General features: G+C 63.9%; 14 protein-coding genes. 8 read left to right on the plus strand and 6 right to left on the minus strand.

Annotated features, from left to right (window positions below; genetic code table 11):
- Position 1 precedes the first annotated feature (1 nt).
- The 5 genes from WBF69_RS02870 to WBF69_RS02890 all read right to left on the minus strand — a co-directional run bounded on the left by WBF69_RS02870 (position 2) and on the right by WBF69_RS02890 (position 5,631).
- A complete protein-coding gene (locus WBF69_RS02870; protein WP_424261020.1) occupies positions 2–1,018 on the minus strand; it encodes a peptide ABC transporter ATP-binding protein in 1,017 nt (338 codons plus the stop codon).
- On the minus strand, positions 1,015–2,010 hold the full coding sequence (gene dppD / locus WBF69_RS02875; RefSeq protein ID WP_424261022.1) for a dipeptide ABC transporter ATP-binding protein: 996 nt from the start codon (positions 2,008–2,010) through the stop codon (positions 1,015–1,017). The genes WBF69_RS02870 and dppD overlap by 4 nt, the downstream gene beginning before the upstream one ends.
- A 13-nt stretch (positions 2,011–2,023) precedes the next feature.
- Positions 2,024–2,914 (minus strand): dipeptide ABC transporter permease DppC, encoded by an 891-nt coding sequence (dppC, locus tag WBF69_RS02880; RefSeq protein ID WP_424261024.1) that lies wholly within the window; start codon positions 2,912–2,914, stop codon positions 2,024–2,026.
- Positions 2,911–3,939 (minus strand): dipeptide ABC transporter permease DppB, encoded by a 1,029-nt coding sequence (dppB, locus tag WBF69_RS02885; RefSeq protein WP_424261026.1) that lies wholly within the window; start codon positions 3,937–3,939, stop codon positions 2,911–2,913. The genes dppC and dppB overlap by 4 nt, the downstream gene beginning before the upstream one ends.
- Before the next feature lie 90 nt (positions 3,940–4,029).
- The gene (locus tag WBF69_RS02890; RefSeq protein ID WP_424261028.1) at positions 4,030–5,631 is read right to left on the minus strand and encodes an ABC transporter substrate-binding protein; all 1,602 of its coding nucleotides are present in this window, start codon (positions 5,629–5,631) and stop codon (positions 4,030–4,032) included.
- Positions 5,632–5,994: 363 nt separating this feature from the next.
- Here WBF69_RS02890 and ssb point away from each other — a divergent pair, with 363 nt between their 5' ends.
- The 8 genes from ssb (at position 5,995) to nusG (ending at position 14,992) form a co-directional block, all read left to right on the plus strand.
- Entirely contained in the window at positions 5,995–6,480 is a 486-nt protein-coding gene (ssb, locus tag WBF69_RS02895; RefSeq protein ID WP_424261030.1) for a single-stranded DNA-binding protein, read from the plus strand.
- A gap of 158 nt (positions 6,481–6,638) precedes the next feature.
- Positions 6,639–6,893: a ribbon-helix-helix domain-containing protein gene (locus WBF69_RS02900; protein WP_424261032.1), complete on the plus strand. Its 255-nt coding sequence runs from the start codon at positions 6,639–6,641 to the stop codon at positions 6,891–6,893.
- A gap of 3 nt (positions 6,894–6,896) precedes the next feature.
- Positions 6,897–7,211, plus strand: a complete 315-nt coding sequence (locus tag WBF69_RS02905; RefSeq protein ID WP_424261034.1) for a type II toxin-antitoxin system RelE/ParE family toxin — start codon at positions 6,897–6,899, stop codon at positions 7,209–7,211.
- Positions 7,212–7,256: 45 nt separating this feature from the next.
- On the plus strand, positions 7,257–8,060 hold the full coding sequence (locus tag WBF69_RS02910; protein ID WP_424261036.1) for a translesion DNA synthesis-associated protein ImuA: 804 nt from the start codon (positions 7,257–7,259) through the stop codon (positions 8,058–8,060).
- A complete protein-coding gene (locus WBF69_RS02915) occupies positions 7,981–9,399 on the plus strand; it encodes a Y-family DNA polymerase (protein ID WP_424261038.1) in 1,419 nt (472 codons plus the stop codon). Before WBF69_RS02910 ends, WBF69_RS02915 begins: the two co-directional genes overlap by 80 nt.
- Before the next feature lie 2 nt (positions 9,400–9,401).
- The gene (locus WBF69_RS02920) at positions 9,402–12,596 is read left to right on the plus strand and encodes an error-prone DNA polymerase (protein ID WP_424261040.1); all 3,195 of its coding nucleotides are present in this window, start codon (positions 9,402–9,404) and stop codon (positions 12,594–12,596) included.
- Between the two features lie 297 nt (positions 12,597–12,893).
- Entirely contained in the window at positions 12,894–14,378 is a 1,485-nt protein-coding gene (locus tag WBF69_RS02925; RefSeq protein ID WP_424261042.1) for a nucleobase:cation symporter-2 family protein, read from the plus strand.
- Between the two features lie 110 nt (positions 14,379–14,488).
- Positions 14,489–14,992 carry a transcription termination/antitermination protein NusG gene (nusG, locus tag WBF69_RS02930; RefSeq protein ID WP_424261044.1) on the plus strand — a complete coding sequence of 168 codons (504 nt, stop codon included), beginning with the start codon at positions 14,489–14,491 and terminating at the stop codon, positions 14,990–14,992.
- 99 nt (positions 14,993–15,091) lie between these two features.
- Here nusG and WBF69_RS02935 read toward each other — a convergent pair whose 3' ends face one another.
- Positions 15,092–16,384: an O-antigen ligase family protein gene (locus tag WBF69_RS02935; RefSeq protein ID WP_424261046.1), complete on the minus strand. Its 1,293-nt coding sequence runs from the start codon at positions 16,382–16,384 to the stop codon at positions 15,092–15,094.
- Positions 16,385–16,457: the final 73 nt, after the last annotated feature.

Raw genomic sequence — 16,457 nt, forward strand, 5'->3', positions numbered from 1 at the left:
ATCATTCCAGATCCTGTTCCACCGCATAACAGGCCACCAGTCGGCCACCCTGCATTTTCAGGGCGGGCAGGGCTTGGCGGCAGACCGGCATGACGCGCGGGCAGCGGCTGCTGAACGGGCATCCGGGCGGCGGGTTCAGGGGACTGGGCAGTTCGCCGGAAATGCGGATGCGCTCGCCGTGGCCTTCCTGGTTCAGGCGCGGCGTGGCCGACAGCAAGGCCTGGGTGTAGGGATGCAGCGGTTGGCCGAAAATCGCGGCCTTGCTGCCCTGTTCGACCACGCGGCCCAGATACATCACCATGACCTCGTCGGCCAGGTGTTCCACCACCGACAGATCATGGGAAATGAAGACGTAGGACAGCCCCAGATCGCGCTGCAGGTCCTTCATCAGGTTCAGCACCTGCGCCCGCACGGACACGTCCAGGGCCGAGACGGCCTCGTCGGCGACCAGGATTTCCGGGTCCAGCATCAGGCCGCGCGCAATGGCGATGCGCTGGCGCTGGCCGCCTGAGAACATGTGCGGGTAACGGCTGTAGTGTTCGGGCCGCAGGCCGACGAGTTCCATCATGGATTGCCCGCGCGCCTTGCGCTGGGCGGCATCCATGCTGGTGTTGATCAGCAGAGGTTCTTCCAGGATCGCGCTGATGCGTTTGCGCGGGTTCAGCGAGGCATAAGGGTTCTGGAAGATGATCTGGATCTTCTGGCGGCGCAGGCGCGTCAGTTCCGGGCTGGTCTGGGACACATCCTGGCCGCGATACAGCAACTGGCCCGCCGTGGGCGGCTCGATCATGGTCAGCACCCTGGCCAGCGTCGATTTGCCGCAGCCGGATTCGCCGACCACCGCCAGCGTCTTGCCCGCCTGCAGGGAAAAGGAGACGCCGTCCAGCGCCTTGACGGAGCGCTTCGGCTTCAGAAATCCGGTCTGGACGGGGTAATGGCGTTTCAGGTCGACGGCTTGCAAGACAATGTCGTGGCCGGCGGCGGTCGTGTCTGCGGAAGGGGAAGGCGTGGCGTTCATGCGGAAATCTCGGTGGACTGCCCGGTCGGCAGGCCCTGATCGTCCAGTGGGTAGTGGCATTTCACTTGCCGGTCTTCGTGGCCGTGCAGGGCGGGCTCTTCCTGGCGGCAGTGTTCGGTGGCATAGGGGCAGCGGGGGCTCAGCAGACAGCCTTGCGGGCGGTCGTAGCGCCCCGGCACGACGCCGGGCAGGGACACCAGGCGATCCGAATCCCGGGAAAATTCAGGCAGAGCGCGCAGCAATGCCTGCGTGTAGGGGTGGCGGGGGCGGCGGAAAATGTCTTTGGCCGGGCCGGATTCGACGATCTGCCCGGCGTACATCACCAGAATACGGTCCGCCGCCTGGGCGACCAGGGCCAGGTCGTGGGTGATCAGCACCAGGCCCAGACCTTGCTGTCGCTGCAGCGACAGCAGCAGATCCATGATCTGCGCCTGGATGGTCACGTCCAGCGCGGTGGTGGGCTCGTCGGCGATCAGCAGGCGGGGGTTGCAGGCAATAGCCATGGCGATCATCACGCGCTGGCTCATGCCGCCTGACAATTGGTGCGGATAGGCTTTCAGACGGGACGCCGGATCCGGGATGCCGACCTGTTCCAGCAGCTCCAGCACCCGCGCCCGTTGCGCGCGCCGCGACCCGCCGTTGTGCGCCTGCAGCGCCTCGGCGATCTGGTATTCGACGGTGTAACAGGGGTTCAGGCTGGTCATGGGGTCCTGAAAAATCATGGACACCTGTGACCCGACGATTGCACGGCGCTTTTTTTCCGGCAAGGACAGCAGGTCCTGGCCCTCGAAGCGCAGCGCGTCCGCCTGGACGCGGCCTGGAAAATCGATCAGCCCCATCAGCGCCAGGGAACTGACGGATTTGCCGGACCCCGATTCGCCGACCAGGCCGACGACTTCGCCGGCGTTGACGTGATAGCTGATGCGGTCGACCGCCTTGAAAGGCGCCGATTCGTCACCGAAATGCACGGACAGATTGGAAACTTCCAGCATGATCCGTCCCTCCCTAGACTTTCAGGCGCGGGTCCAGCGCATCGCGCAGGCCGTCGCCCATCAGATTGAACGCCAGCACCGCCAGCAAGATCGCCAGGCCGGGAAAGGTCACGACCCACCAGGCGCTTTGGGCGAACTGCAGCACGTTGGCCAGCATGGTGCCCCATTCGGGGGTGGGCGGCTGGGCGCCCATGCCCAGAAAGCCCAGGGCGGCCATGTCCAGGATGGCATTCGAAAAACCCAGCGAGGCCTGCACGATCAGCGGCGCAAGGCAGTTGGGCAGGATGTTGATGAACATCTGCCGCCAGGCGCCGGCGCCGACCACGCGCGAGGCGATCACGTAATCACGAGTCATTTCGCGCAGCACGGCGGCGCGGCTCAGGCGCACATAGTGCGGCAGAGCGACGAAACTGAGCGCCAGGGATGCATTGACGATGGACGGCCCGAAGATCGCCACCAGCACCAGGGCCAGCAGCAGGCTGGGCAGGGCCAGCATGATGTCCACCATGCGCATGATGGTGATGTCCACCACGCCGCCTGTGTAGCCTGCCAGCACGCCAAAGAATATCCCCAGTACCAGCGACACGCTGACCACCAGAAAGCCCACCAGCAGCGACAGGCGCGCGCCGTGAATCAGGCGCGACAGGATGTCGCGGCCCACGTCGTCGGTGCCCAGGATGAACTGCCAGCTGCCGTCCGCGTGCCAGACCGGCGGCTGCAGCAGATGGTCGCGGAACTGCGCGGCGGGATCGTGCGGCGCAATCAGGTTGGCCGCAATGGCCACGAACAGCATCAGCAGGATGTAATACAGGCCGATCAGGGCGCCCCGATTGCGGGAAAAATCCTGCCAAAAGGATTTGAGCGGCCCCGGAGGGGCCGGCATGGAAGTCGTCAATTCGTTCATTTGCGCCCCTGTTGCTGACGGATCCGCGGGTCGGCCAGACCATAGAGGATATCGACGCACATGTTCACCAGAATGATCAGCGTGGCCACCATCAGCACGCCGCCCTGGACCACGGGATAGTCGCGCTGCGCCAAGCCCTGGATCAGCCAGCGGCCAACGCCGGGCCAGGAAAAAATGGTTTCGGTCAGGATGGCGCCGACCATCAGCACGCCAACTTGCAGGCCGATCACCGTGAGAACCGGCAGCAGCGCGTTGCGCAGAGCGTGCACCACCACGACACGCAAGCGCGACAGCCCTTTGGCGCGCGCGGTGCGGATGTAGTCTTCGTTCAGGACTTCCAGCATGGACGAGCGCGTCATGCGCACGATCACCGCCAGCGGAATGGTGCCCAGGACAAACGCCGGCAGCATGATGTGGTGCAGCGCATCCAGAAAGTCGCCGGGCTCGCCAAACAGCAGCGTGTCGATCAGCATGAAGCCCGTCAGCGGATCGCTGGGGTCCAGAAACAGCGCGGCGCTGACGCGCCCCGAGACCGGCATCAGATCCAGTTGCACCGAGACCAGCATGATCAGCATCAGGCCCCACCAGAACACCGGCATGGAATAGCCCGTCAGGGCCGCTGTGATGGATACATGATCAAACCAGGAACCGCGTTTGACGGCTGCCAGCACACCGACCGGAATGCCGATCGCCAGGGCGATGATCATGGCGATGATGCTGAGTTCCAGCGTGGCCTGGAAACGCGGCACGAATTCGGACCAGATGGGCTGGCGTGTGGTCAGCGAAGTGCCCAGGTCGCCATGCAGCACGTTCCAGATGTAGTGCATGTATTGCGTGCTGAGGGGCTGGTCCAGCCCCAGCTGGGTCATCATGGCGGCGTGCTGTTCGGGGGACAAACCGCGTTCGCCTGCCATGATCAGCACCGGGTCGCCGGGGATCAAATGGATGAAGGCGAACGTCAGCAAGGTGATGCCGATGAACGTCGGAATCGCCAATCCGACGCGTTTGAGAATGAAAGAGAGCATGGGGCAAGGTGTGTGGAGTACCGCAGTCCTGTTGCGGCTGCGGTCGGGCCTCGGACGGTGCCGAGGCCCGGATCAGGTCAATGCGAGGGCTTATTTACCCAGGCTGACGTGGTCGAAGATATGACGGCCCACGGGGGACACAGTGTAGCCTTGCACGTTTTTGCGCAGGGGTTCGAACACCGTGGAGTGCGCAATCATGACCGCAGGCGCCTGTTCATGCATGACGACCTGAGCCTGTTTGTACAGTTCGACGCGTTTCGCGTGGTCGGACGTGGTCCGCGCCGGCTGGATCAGGTCCTCGAAGGGCTTGTAGCACCAGCGGGAATAGTTCGAACCATTCTGGGCCGCCGCGCAGCTGAACAGCGTGGCCAGGAAGTTGTCCGGGTCGCCGTTGTCACCCGTCCAGCCGATCAGCATGGTCTGGTGTTCGCCGTTTTTCGTGCGCTTCAGGTATTCGCCCCATTCGTAGGACACGATTTTTGCCTTGACGCCGATCTTTGCCCAGTCGGACTGGATCATTTCGGCCATGCGGCGCGCGTTCGGGTTGTAGGGGCGCTGCACGGGCATGGCCCACAGGTCGGTTTCAAAGCCGTCGGGGTAGCCGGCTTCGGCCAGCAGGGCCTTGGCCTTGGCGATGTCGTGCGGCCAATCCTGCACAGCGTCGTTGTAGCTCCACATGGTGGGCGGCAGCAGGTTCTTTGCCGGCTGACCAGCGCCCTGGAAGACGGCCTTGATGATGGCCGGCTTATCGATCGCCATGGACAGGGCCTGGCGCACCTTGACGTCGGTGAAGGGTTTCTTTTCCGTGTTGAACGACAGATAGCCCACGTTCAGACCCGCTTGTTCCAGCAGCTGGATGTCTTTGTTCGCGCGGATGGAGTCCAGGTCGGCCGGATTGGGGTAGGGCATGGACTGGCATTCGTCTTTCTGCAGCTTGGCGTAGCGCACGGATGCGTCCGGCGTAATGGCGAAGACCAGGCGGTCGACTTTGGCCTTGTCGCCCCAGTACGCCGTGTTGGCCTTGTACAGGATGCGGGCGTCTTTCTGGTAGGTGACGAATTCGAACGGGCCGGTGCCGATCGGGTCGGTATCGACCTTGGTCGGGGTGTTGGCCTTCATCATGGCATCGGCGTATTCAGCCGAATAGACGGATGCGAAATCCATGCCCAGATTGGCGATGAAGGGGGCTTCGGGGCGCGTCAGCACAAAGCGCACCGTGTGATCATCGACCTTTTCAACTTTGTCGATCAGCTTGTCCATGCCCATGCCATTGAAATACTGGTACGAGCCGTTGGAGACCTTGTGGTAGGGGTGATCGGCGTTTTTCTGGCGCTGAAATGTGAACAGCACGTCGTCCGCGTTGAAATCGCGGGTCGGCTTGAAGGTCTTGTTGGAATGGAACTTCACGCCTTTGCGCAGGTGGAAGGTATAGGTCTTGCCGTCTTCGCTGACGTCCCAGGATTCGGCCAGGCCCGGAATGATTTCCGTCGTACCGGCTTTGAATTCGACCAGGCGATCAAAGATCGGGTGCGTGGCGTCGTTGGTGGTGCCTGCCGTGAAGAACGAAGCGTTGAAGCCTTCGGGGGAGCCTTCAGAGCAGTAAACATAGGTGGTCGTGGCTGCCTGGGCGGAGCCGACCGCCAGCGCCAGAGAAATCAGGGACAGACCCAGTGCGTGTTTTGAAATCATCATTTCCTCCTCGCATGAATGCGTGAATTTGCGTGAACATAGCATGAAACACTGCTTGAGCCGTAGTGTTCAGGCATCCAGGATTACCCGAACCAGCAAATACGCAACTTTTGGAAAGTGGCGTGTTTGCTGGGCCTAGACGTTTTTTGCCGATTTTTGAAAAGATCGGATATGGGCGATGATGCATGCCTGGGTGTTACCTGATCGGTGCTGCGGGTTGCCCATTCTCTGGTTGTGGTGCGCCATTTTTCGGCAGGGGTAAACCCGTTTGGACAATTCTGTCCATCTGGTACCATTTGGTGGCCTCGGGGCCGCCAAATCCCCGATAATGGCAGCTACATCGTTCACCATCACAGGATTCCCACCATGGCCTCAGTCAACAAAGTCATTCTCGTCGGCAATCTGGGGCGCGACCCGGAAGTGCGTTACAGCCCCGATGGCGCCGCTATTTGCAATGTGTCCATCGCTACCACCAGCACCTGGAAGGACAAGGCCAGCGGCGAACGCCGCGAAGAAACCGAATGGCACCGCGTGGTGTTTTACAACCGTCTGGCTGAAATCGCCGGCGAATACTTGCGCAAGGGCCGTTCCGTCTACGTGGAAGGCCGCCTGAAAACCCGCAAATGGCAGGACAAGGAAACCGGCGCCGACCGCTACAGCACCGACATCGTGGCCGACCAGATGCAGATGCTTGGCGGCCGCGAAGGCGGCGAATCGGCAGGCGGCGGCGATGCCGGCGGTTTTTCGCAGGCTCCCGCCCCCCGCCGCGCTCCGCAGCAACAGCGTCCCGCCGCTCCGGCAGCGGCTCCGGCCAGCAATCTGGCGGATATGGACGACGACATTCCGTTTTAAAACATCCTGCAGCCTGTACGCGTGTGCACTCACATCCCCGGCCAACCTTGTTCGCCGGGGATTGTTATTTCACAGTGACCCCATGGGGCTGCGCGCCTTGTTTTTGTATTGTTTATTGATTAAATTGAATACATCGTCGGCGCATCCGGAACCTTGATATGTCCCAAACCACAACGATGACCGTTCGCCTCAATGGCTCGTTAAGCGATTTTGTGGCGTCCAATGTGGGCGAATACGGCGCCTACGACAACGTCAGCGAATACGTGCGGGATCTGATCCGTCGAGATCAGGAACGCGCGGAAGCAGCCGCGTTTGATCGGCTCAAGGCCGAATTGCAGCATGCTTTTGCTGCGCCGGAAGCCTCTTATCAGCCGCTGACTGCGGCGGCAGTCATCCAGCGCAACAAGGCATGACGCGTGGCTCAGGTGCGTGTTCAGGCGGCGGCGTCCTATCGGATTGACCAGATCTATCGCTATACACGCGACAGATGGGGAGAACAGCAGGCGGATCGCTATGTCACGGGACTCTTCCAGGCGTTTGCCGGGATAGATGCCCATGCTGTGGTGTCGCGACCGGTGCCTGCCGAATTCGCAGTGGACGGGTATTTCTTCCGTTATGAACGGCATGTCGTCTATTGGCGCAGGCTGTCGGACGGCGATATCGGTATCGTGACGATCTTGCACGAAAAAATGCACCAGATCAGGCGCTTCCAGGAAGATTTTGGCATGTGATCCAAATACTGTATATTCATACAGTATTAAAATCGCTTTCCTGCCATGTCCGCCCTTTCCGTCCGCCCTGAAATCATCCATCCGTCCCTGTGGCGGGCCTCGCAGTTGGCGCGGGGCGGGGCGGCGTGCGTCGATACCGGTCACGCGATGTTGTCAGCCGAATTGCCGGGCGGGGGGTGGCCGGTCGGCAGTCTGACCGAACTGTTGCTGTCCCAGCCGGGCATTGGGGAATTGCGGCTGTTGCTGCCCGTGTTGCGGCGGTGCGCCGGGGTGCCGGCCCGCCGATCCGTGGTGCTGATCCAGCCGCCGCATGTGCTGCAGCCTTTGGCCCTGAACGGGTGGGGGGTGGATCCGGGCAGGGTCGTTCTGCTGCGGGCGGCGCGCCGGGCCGATGCCTTTTGGGCCGCCGAACAGGCGCTGCAGGCGGGTACCTGTCGGCTGGTGCTGCTATGGGCGGGCACCGGGCCGTCGACCGCAAAGGGGCGGCGGCGTGTGCCGGCAGAAGACCCCGGCGTCCGACCGGGTGCCGGCGCCGCTATTCGCCCCGGGGCCTTGCGGCGTCTGCATTTGGCCGCCCAGGCTGGGTCCGCCCTGTTTTTCATGTTCCGCCCGTCCTGCGATGCGGATCAGTCTTCACCCGCGCCCCTGCGCCTGGCGCTGGCGCCCGCCTTCGGCGGCGTGCAGGTGGTCTTCATCAAGCGCCGAGGCCCCCGGCGCGACGAACCCCTGTTCGTGCCTTTGTCTCCGTCCCCGGTTTTACTCGACCATCATGTCCGTCTGGATCGGCGTGTCCCCGCCTTCGAACCTGCTGCAGCCCATCGCCTGCGCGCTGCTGCGGTTCACGCCTGACCTGGCGCTGGCGCCGGAATCCCTCATCCTGATGGATGTCACGGCCAGCTTGCGCCTGTTTGGCGGCATCCGGCGCTTGCGGGCGCAGGTGCGCCAGGTGCTGGCAGCGTTCGGCGTTGCGTCCGCCGTCGTGTCGGTGGCGGCGTCCGGCCCAGTGGCCTGGATGCTGGCGCGCAGCGGGCGCGGCGGCAGCGCCCTGACGCGGCGTTCCTTGCAGCGGGCTGTCGCCCAGGTCTCATTGGCTGTTGCGCCGCCTGCGCGGCCCTTTGCCGACTGGTTCCGCGATCTGGGATGCGAAACCCTGGCCGATCTGCAGCGGCTGCCGCGTGTCGGTCTGAACAAGCGCTGCGGGCCGGCGCTGCTGGACTGGCTGGATCAGTTGTCGCTGGGGCAGCGTGAACTGGCGCCGACCGTCATGCCGTATCGCCGACTGGAATTGCCGCCGGAATTCGATGCCGCGTTCGAACTGCCTGATCACATCGAACATGCGCCTGCCTTGCAGTGGGCGACGCAGCGTCTGATCCTGCAATTGTGCGGCTGGCTGGCGGGCTGCCAGCAGGACGTTACGGCGTTTACCGTGCTGCTGGCGCACGAGCGGCGCCCGCGCCGCGCACCGCCTACGGATCTGTCGGGGCACACGCGTCGTGCAAGCACGGCGTCGCGTGCAGAACACCCGCCGATGGGCGAACCCACCCTCGTGCCGATCACCCTGGGCGCGCCGTCGCGCGATCCTGCGATCCTGACCCGGCTGGTGCAGGAACATCTCGCCCGCCTGATCCTGCCGGCTTCCGTGATTGCCGTGCGCCTGACGGCCACCCAATTTCAGGCCGCGCAGACCCCCAGCCTGGAACTATTCCCGGAACCCGGCGGCACGCCGCAGGATCATGCTCAGCTATTGGAACTGTTGGGCGCCCGTCTGGGGGCGGAAAACCTGCTGGCGCCGGCGCCCGTGGCCGATCACCGACCGGAACGCGCCGCCCGCTGGGCGCCTTTGAACCAAGTGCCATCGGGTCGTCGCCGGGCGGCAGCGCCAGACCCTGCCGATGCCGAGGGCGAACCTGCCGTCGCGGCGGGCGGCTTTCCCGTCGTCCCGCTGCCGCGACCGGTCTGGTTGCTGGACACCCCCGTGCCGCTGACTGTGCGCGTGCATCGTCCCTTCTATGGCACCCCGCTGCGCCTGGTCTCGCCTGCTGAACGGCTGGATTGCGGCTGGCAGGATGGTGGTCCCGTGACGCGTGACTATTTTGTCGCCGAAGACGAATCCGGCATCTGCTACTGGATCTTCCGGACTCAGGCGGTGGACGCGCCGGGCTGGTTTTTGCATGGATTGTTCGGCTGATCATGGCGACCCTGCCCGATTATGCGGAACTGCAGTGCGCCAGCAATTTCTCCTTTCTGGAAGGCGCGTCCACGGCGAAAGAACTCGTCGGGCGCGCCGCGCGGCTGGGGTATGCCGCCCTGGCGATCACCGACGAGTGTTCGCTGGCCGGGGTCGTGCGGGCGCACGTGGCGGCCAAACAGATCGGCCTGCCGCTGATCGTCGGCGCCACGTTTCGTTTGACGGTCTGCGAGACGGGGGCGGTCTCTGCCGCCGATGAAAACAGCGTCGGCGCGCAGCGCGACATCGGCGATGCGGCGTTGACGCTCACCGCGCTGGCGCGCGACCGTGATGGCTACGGCAATCTATGTGAACTCATTTCCCTGGCGCGGATGCGCAGCCCCAAGGGCGGCTATCGCGTAACGCGTCGGGATCTGAGGCTGCGCGGCCTGCCCGGTTGCTGGATCATTCTGTCCCCCGATTATCCTGCCGACGAGACGATCCTGGACGAACAGATCCGCTGGGCCAAGGCCGTGTTCGATGATCGGCTGCGGGTCGCATTGACGCTGCATGCCCAGGCGCTGGACGACATCCACGGCGGGCGGGTCGCGCGCGCTGCGGCCCGCCACGACGTGCCGCTGGTGGCCACCGGATGGCCGCTGATGCATGCCCGTTCCTGCAAGCCCCTGCAGGACGTGATGACCGCCGTCCGCCTGGGCAAGACCGTGCATGAATGCGGCTATGCCTTGCAGCCCAATGCCGAGCGTCACCTGCGCAGCCGGCTGCGCCTGGCCCGTCTGTATCCCGTCGGCGCCTTGGCTGAAACCGTACGCATGGCGCAGGGCTGCCATTTTTCCCTGGACCAGTTGCGCTACGAATATCCCGACGAACTCGTGCCCGCAGGCGTCAGCCCCGCCGCCTGGTTGCGCCAGGAAACCCTGAAGGGCGCGCATCGACGGTTTCCCCAGGGCATTCCGCCGCCGGTGCGCCAGCAGATCGACCATGAACTGCAGTTGATCGCAGACCTGCGCTACGAGGCCTATTTTCTGACGGTCTATGACGTGGTGCAGTACGCCCGATCCCGTGACATTCTGTGCCAGGGGCGGGGATCCGCCGCCAATTCGGCGGTCTGCTATTGCCTGGGCATCACCGAGGTCGATCCGGCCCGCTCCAGCCTGCTGTTCGAACGCTTCATCAGCAAAGAACGCAACGAACCGCCGGACATCGATGTGGATTTCGAACACCAGCGGCGCGAAGAAGTCATGCAGTATCTGTACCAAAAATATGGTCGGCATCGCGCCGCCCTGACGGCGGCGGTCGCCACGTATCGCGCGCGCGGCGCCTTGCGCGACGTGGGCAGGGCGCTCGGGGTGCCGGCGGACGTGATCGATCACGTGGCCCGTCATTCCCGGCGTTTCGATGGCCGCGTCGATCTGTCGCAGCGTCTGGCCGACGTCGGCCTGGACATGGGGGCAGACGATGCCGTCAGTCTGTCCGCCGAGGCCCGCCGCAATCGCCACTGGGCGGCATTGGCCGACCGCCTGCAAGGATACCCGCGTCACCTGTCCCAGCATTCCGGCGGTTTCGTCATCAGCCGGGGACCGCTGACCCGCCTGGTGCCTGTGGAAAATGCCGCCATGGACGGGCGTACCGTCGTCCAATGGGACAAGGACGACATCGAGGCCCTGGGCATCCTGAAGGTCGACATTCTGGCCCTGGGTATGCTGACCATGCTGCATCGCGCCCTGAACCTGATGGCCGAACGGTACGGGCGGTCGTTTGCCTTGCAGGATATCCCGCCCGAAGACCCGCAGACTTACGCCATGCTGTCGCAGGGCGACACCATCGGCGTGTTCCAGGTCGAATCCCGCGCCCAGATGGCCATGCTGCCGCGCTTGCGTCCGCAGAATTTCTACGACCTGGTGGTCCAGATCGCCATCGTGCGCCCCGGCCCCATGCAGGGCGGCATGGTGCACCCCTATCTGCGCCGCCGGGAAAAGAAAGAACCCGTGACCTTTCCGTCCCCCGCGCTGGAACAGGCGCTGAAACGCACGCTGGGGGTGCCGATCTTCCAGGAACAGGTCATGCAGATCGCCATGCTGGCCGCCGGCTATACCCCCGGCCAGGCCGACGAGCTGCGTCGCGACATGGCGGCCTGGAAGCGTCATGGCAATATGGAAATCCATCATGATCGTCTGGTCAGCGGCATGCTGGCGCGGCATTACGATCGGGATTTTGCCGAGGGCATCTTCGCCCAGATCCGGGGCTTCGGCGAATACGGCTTTCCCGAAAGCCACGCCGCCAGTTTCGCGCTGCTGGCCTATGCCAGCGCCTGGCTGCGCTGCCACGAACCCGCCGTATTCCTGGCGGCCCTGTTGAACAGCCAGCCCATGGGGTTCTACACACCTGCGCAACTGGTGCAGGATGCGCAACGGCGCGGTGTTCGGGTCCTGCCGGTGGACGTCACCGTCAGCCGCTGGGACAGCATGCTGGAAACAGACGCCGTGCGCCTGGGTTTTTCCCGCATCGCCGGCATGCGACCGGATGCCGGCGAACGCATCGCGCAGGCCCGCTCGCAGCAAGCCTTCGTGGATGTGGCCGATCTGGCGCATCGTGCACGGCTGGACCGCCATGACCTGCAGACGCTGGCACGGGCGGGCGCTTTACAGGCGCTGGCTGGTCGCAACCGCCGCGCCGCCCTGTGGCAGGCGGCAGCCGCCGTGCCGGACCGCGATCTGCTGCGCGGCACCGCCCGCGATGACGCCGATCCGGCGTTGACACTGCCCACCGAAGGGCAGGCCATCGCGGCGGATTACCGCGCCCTGGGCCTGACCCTGGGTCGTCATCCCGTCGCTTTGCTGCGCGCGCGTTTGCAGGCCGACCGCTTGCTGTCCGCCGCGCAATTGGCGGGCCTGCGCAACCGCCAATTGGCCCGCGCCTGCGGCCTGGTCACCGTGCGTCAGCGCCCGCAGACCGCCAAAGGCGTGGTGTTCATGACGCTGGAAGACGAAACCGGATCTGTCAACGTCATCCTGTGGCCGGATATCTTCAAGAAATACCGTCGCGAGGCCCTGGACGCACCCCTGCTGGCCGTCTACGGCATCTGGCAGACCGACGGCCAGGTCCACCACCTGATCGCCAAACGTCTGGCGGATCGCAGCGCGCTGCTGACCCAGACACTATCCGGGCTGGAAACTCCGTCCCGGGATTTCTGCTGAACGGGATAAAACGATGGCGGTTGCTCAGGTCTTTGGGCGGCGTGCATCAGATATTCATTGGGGGTCGTTCGTGACCCCGGCGAATAGGTGTTTTCCCTGTCCAGGCCCGTGCGCATCCCCTTTTGATGTCCAAAGCCCAGGGTTATCCCGGAACTATGTGCCAACCTTAAAGCACCTTATGGTGCTTTCCTTATAGTCGCCTGGAATGGCCTCCGGTACATTGCTTGAAACCGCCTGATCTGTGTAAAACCCCTGGTAATGCCGATGCGGCGGGCATATCAAAATCTGGAGACAACCATGAGCAATTCCGTCGCCCCAGTCGATGAAATTTTGCCGATGGGCAAATTGACCGCACTGGGCCTGCAACACGTGCTGGTCATGTATGCAGGCGCAGTCGCCGTGCCGCTGATCATCGGTCGCGCCCTGAACCTGGACGCCCACGAGGTCTCCCTGCTGATTGCCGCCGACCTGTTCGCCTGCGGCCTGGTCACCATCATTCAGTCGCTGGGCGCTACACCGTGGTTCGGCATCAAACTGCCCGTCATCATGGGCGTCAGTTTCGCCCCGGTCGGCCCCATGATCCACATCGCCAACAGCAACCCAGGGCACGAAGGCGCCCAGCTGCTGTTTGGCACCATCATCGCCGCGGGGATCATCACCATCATCATCGCCCCCTGGATCAGCCGCCTGCTGCGGTTCTTTCCGCCCGTGGTCACCGGCACCATCATCGCCATCATCGGCATCACGCTGATGCGCGTGGGCATCAACTGGATCTTTGGCAATCCCTTCGGCCCTACCGCGCCGTCCATCGTCGATCCCAGCTATGCCGAATGGCTGAAAAGCGCCCAGGCGGCTGCCGGGGCGCCGGGCTCGCCGCTGCCGGCAGTCCCGCAGGGGCTGGCGATTCTGCCCACCGTGCCCAATCCCCGCTATGCCGATCTGACCGGCGTGGGCGTGGCCGCCATCGTGCTGGTCTCCATTCTGCTGATCGCCAAATTCTGCAAGGGCTTCCTGGGCAATATCGCCGTGTTGCTGGGCATCGTCATCGGGGCGATCATCGCCACCGCGATGGGCATCATGAATTTCGACAAGGTCGCCAAGGCCGACTGGGTGGACATCGTCATGCCCTTTCACTTCGGCATGCCTAAATTCGATTTCTGGATGATCCTGACCATGACTCTGGTCATGATCGTCATCCTGATCGAATCCACCGGCATGTTCCTGGCCCTGTCGGACATGACCGGCAAGAAGATCGGCCAGAAAGACCTGGCGCGCGGCCTGCGCACCGACGGCCTGGGCACTTTGATCGGGGGCATTTTCAATACCTTCCCGTACTCCAGCTTTTCCCAGAACGTCGGCCTGGTCGCCGTCACCGGCGTGCGCAGCCGCTTCGTCTGCGTGGCCAGCGGCGTGATCCTGGTGATACTGGGCCTGCTGCCCAAGCTGGCGGCTCTGGTGGAATCCTTGCCCACCGTCGTCCTGGGCGGCGCCGGCATCGTCATGTTCGGCATGGTCACGGCCACCGGCATCCGGATCCTGGGCGGGGTGGATTTCGTCAAGAACCGCAACAACGCCATGATCGTGGCGATTTCCATCGGCATGGGCATGATTCCCGTGGTCGCCCCGAACTTCCGCCAGTGGATGCCGCATGCCATCCATCCCCTGATCGAATCCGGCATCCTGCTGACATCCCTGTCGGCGGTGCTGCTCAACGTGTTCTTCAACGGCGCCCCGCACGACACCACGGCTGCCGTCGAGGCCGCCAAACACGCCGAGGCGTGATGCTTTGATCCGCCCCTGATCTGGGGTGGATCGCTGCAAATCGGCTCAGACGATGCCTGAGCCGATTTGTTTTTACAATATCCCTATCTTTAGCAAACGGTGGGCTCTTCATGTCTGCAGACCTCAGCGCCCTCTGGTATGTCGCCCACACCAAACCCCGTCAGGAATCTACTGCGCGGGAACAGCTGCTGCGTCAGGATTTCGAGGTCTACCTGCCGCTGTTCAAGGTCTTCAAAAAGCCGCACGCCATCGGGCACGAGCCCATGTTCCCCCGTTACCTGTTCTTGCGGCCCACGAGGCCCACGCAATCGCTGTCGGTCGTGCGTTCCACCGTCGGGATCAGCCGCCTGGTGATGTTCGGCCCTCAGCCCGCCACCCTGGCCGATGCCGCCGTGCAGGCCATTCGGCAGGCCGAAACCCTGCGCGAATCCGCGCAGCTGGATCAGATCAGTCCTTTTCAGCCCGGCATGCCGGTGCAGATCCAGGATTCCCCCCTGGCCGGCATCCAGGCCCTGGTCCAGTCGGTGTCCAAGGACCGCGTCACCCTGCTGCTGAACATCCTGGGCCGCGCCCAGACCATCCAGGTCGAATTCGGGCAGATTACGCCGCTGTGATGGGGCATGCCGCAGCCGTTGTGACAGTCGGGCCCGGCAACAGCTCACCATCCTGGACAGAGCGCCCGAAGCGGCCATGCTTGCCTTGCACAAGCCTGATTAGTCCGCTTTCCCTTCCGCTTCCCGCATCAGCGCCCACCACACCGCCAGGGACACCAGAAAAAACATCACCCCGTTGTTGCGCCCCAGGATCACCTGGGTCAGGCCGAATGCCGCAAAGCCCGCCGGCAGGCTGGCGCCGCAGCAGGCCAGGATGCGCACCGTGGCGTCCGCGTGGCGCAGGCGCTGGGCGAAATACCAAAAACTCGCGATCAGCAGGACCAGAAACGCCATCAGGCCCAGCGTGCCCTGGTGCAGCCAGATCTCGATGAACTGATTGTGGGTGTTGGACAGCTCCGCTACGAAAGGCGGTGTGCGGTTTTCCTGGACCATCGTGTCCAGGTGCGTCTTGTATTCCTGATGCCCCCAGCCCAGCAGCGGTCGTTTGGGGATGCTGATCAGTGCAGCCTTCCAGGATTCCAGGCGCGCCCCGACGTTGTTGGTCGCATTGCCTTCTTGGCTGTAGGACTGCCACTCTGCAAAGGCCTCGTTGAAGCGTCGTTCGGCTAACTGACCCGCCGGCGACAAGACAACCACCAGCGTTACGGCCACGGTCAGCAACGTTGCGCCCGCCAGCAACTGGCGGCGGTGCCCACGGCGCATCAGCGCCAGGGCGGCCAGCACGATCAGGACGGGGATGGCCACCATCCCGCCGCGCGTGGCCGATGCGATAAAGGCATAGGCCCCGGCCAAGGCCCCGATCAGCAGAAAAACCATCCACCCTGGACGGCGCCGGATCGCAAACAGCGTCGCCCCCAGCACGCACCAGAACGCCATCATCAGCGCCATGTCCCCAAAGGGAATCGCACTGGTGACAAAGCCTTCGGCACGGACATGACCCAGTGCATGCACCTGCCACCACGCCACCCCCGCCGCGCCCAGGCTGCCCAGCGCCAGCCCGGCCCAGATCCAGTCCAGCCGCAGCCGCGCCTGCCGCAGCCCCCACAGAATGGGGATCGCCAGCAGGTAGCGCACCCCCTGGTCCAGATATTTGCCTGAATCGCCGTGCCAGATCACCGCCAGGGCATTGATCAGGAATACCGCCAGCAACAGGATCAGCAGTGTGCGGTCCTGGATGGTCCACGGCGCATGACATTCAGACGCCTGTGCCGGGTGGCTGACCGCACAAGCCGGTCGCCACCGCCTGGAACAGGCCCACGCCGCCAACCCGCCGAGCAGCAGCAGGCCCCCGCCCCAGGAATAGCCGTTGGGGGCGGACAGCATCAGCAAAAAAAACAGCGCGGCGCTGGCGGACATCCAGACCGACAGCCGGGTGGCCGGATTGGGGATCATGGGGCAGGGCGACAGGAATAGAGATCGAAGGCCATTCTACTGGCTCTTGCCGCAGTGATTGGGTGGAACAGCC

Source organism: Castellaniella sp. (assembly GCF_049673105.1).
Classification (GTDB): Bacteria; Pseudomonadota; Gammaproteobacteria; order Burkholderiales; family Burkholderiaceae_B; genus Castellaniella.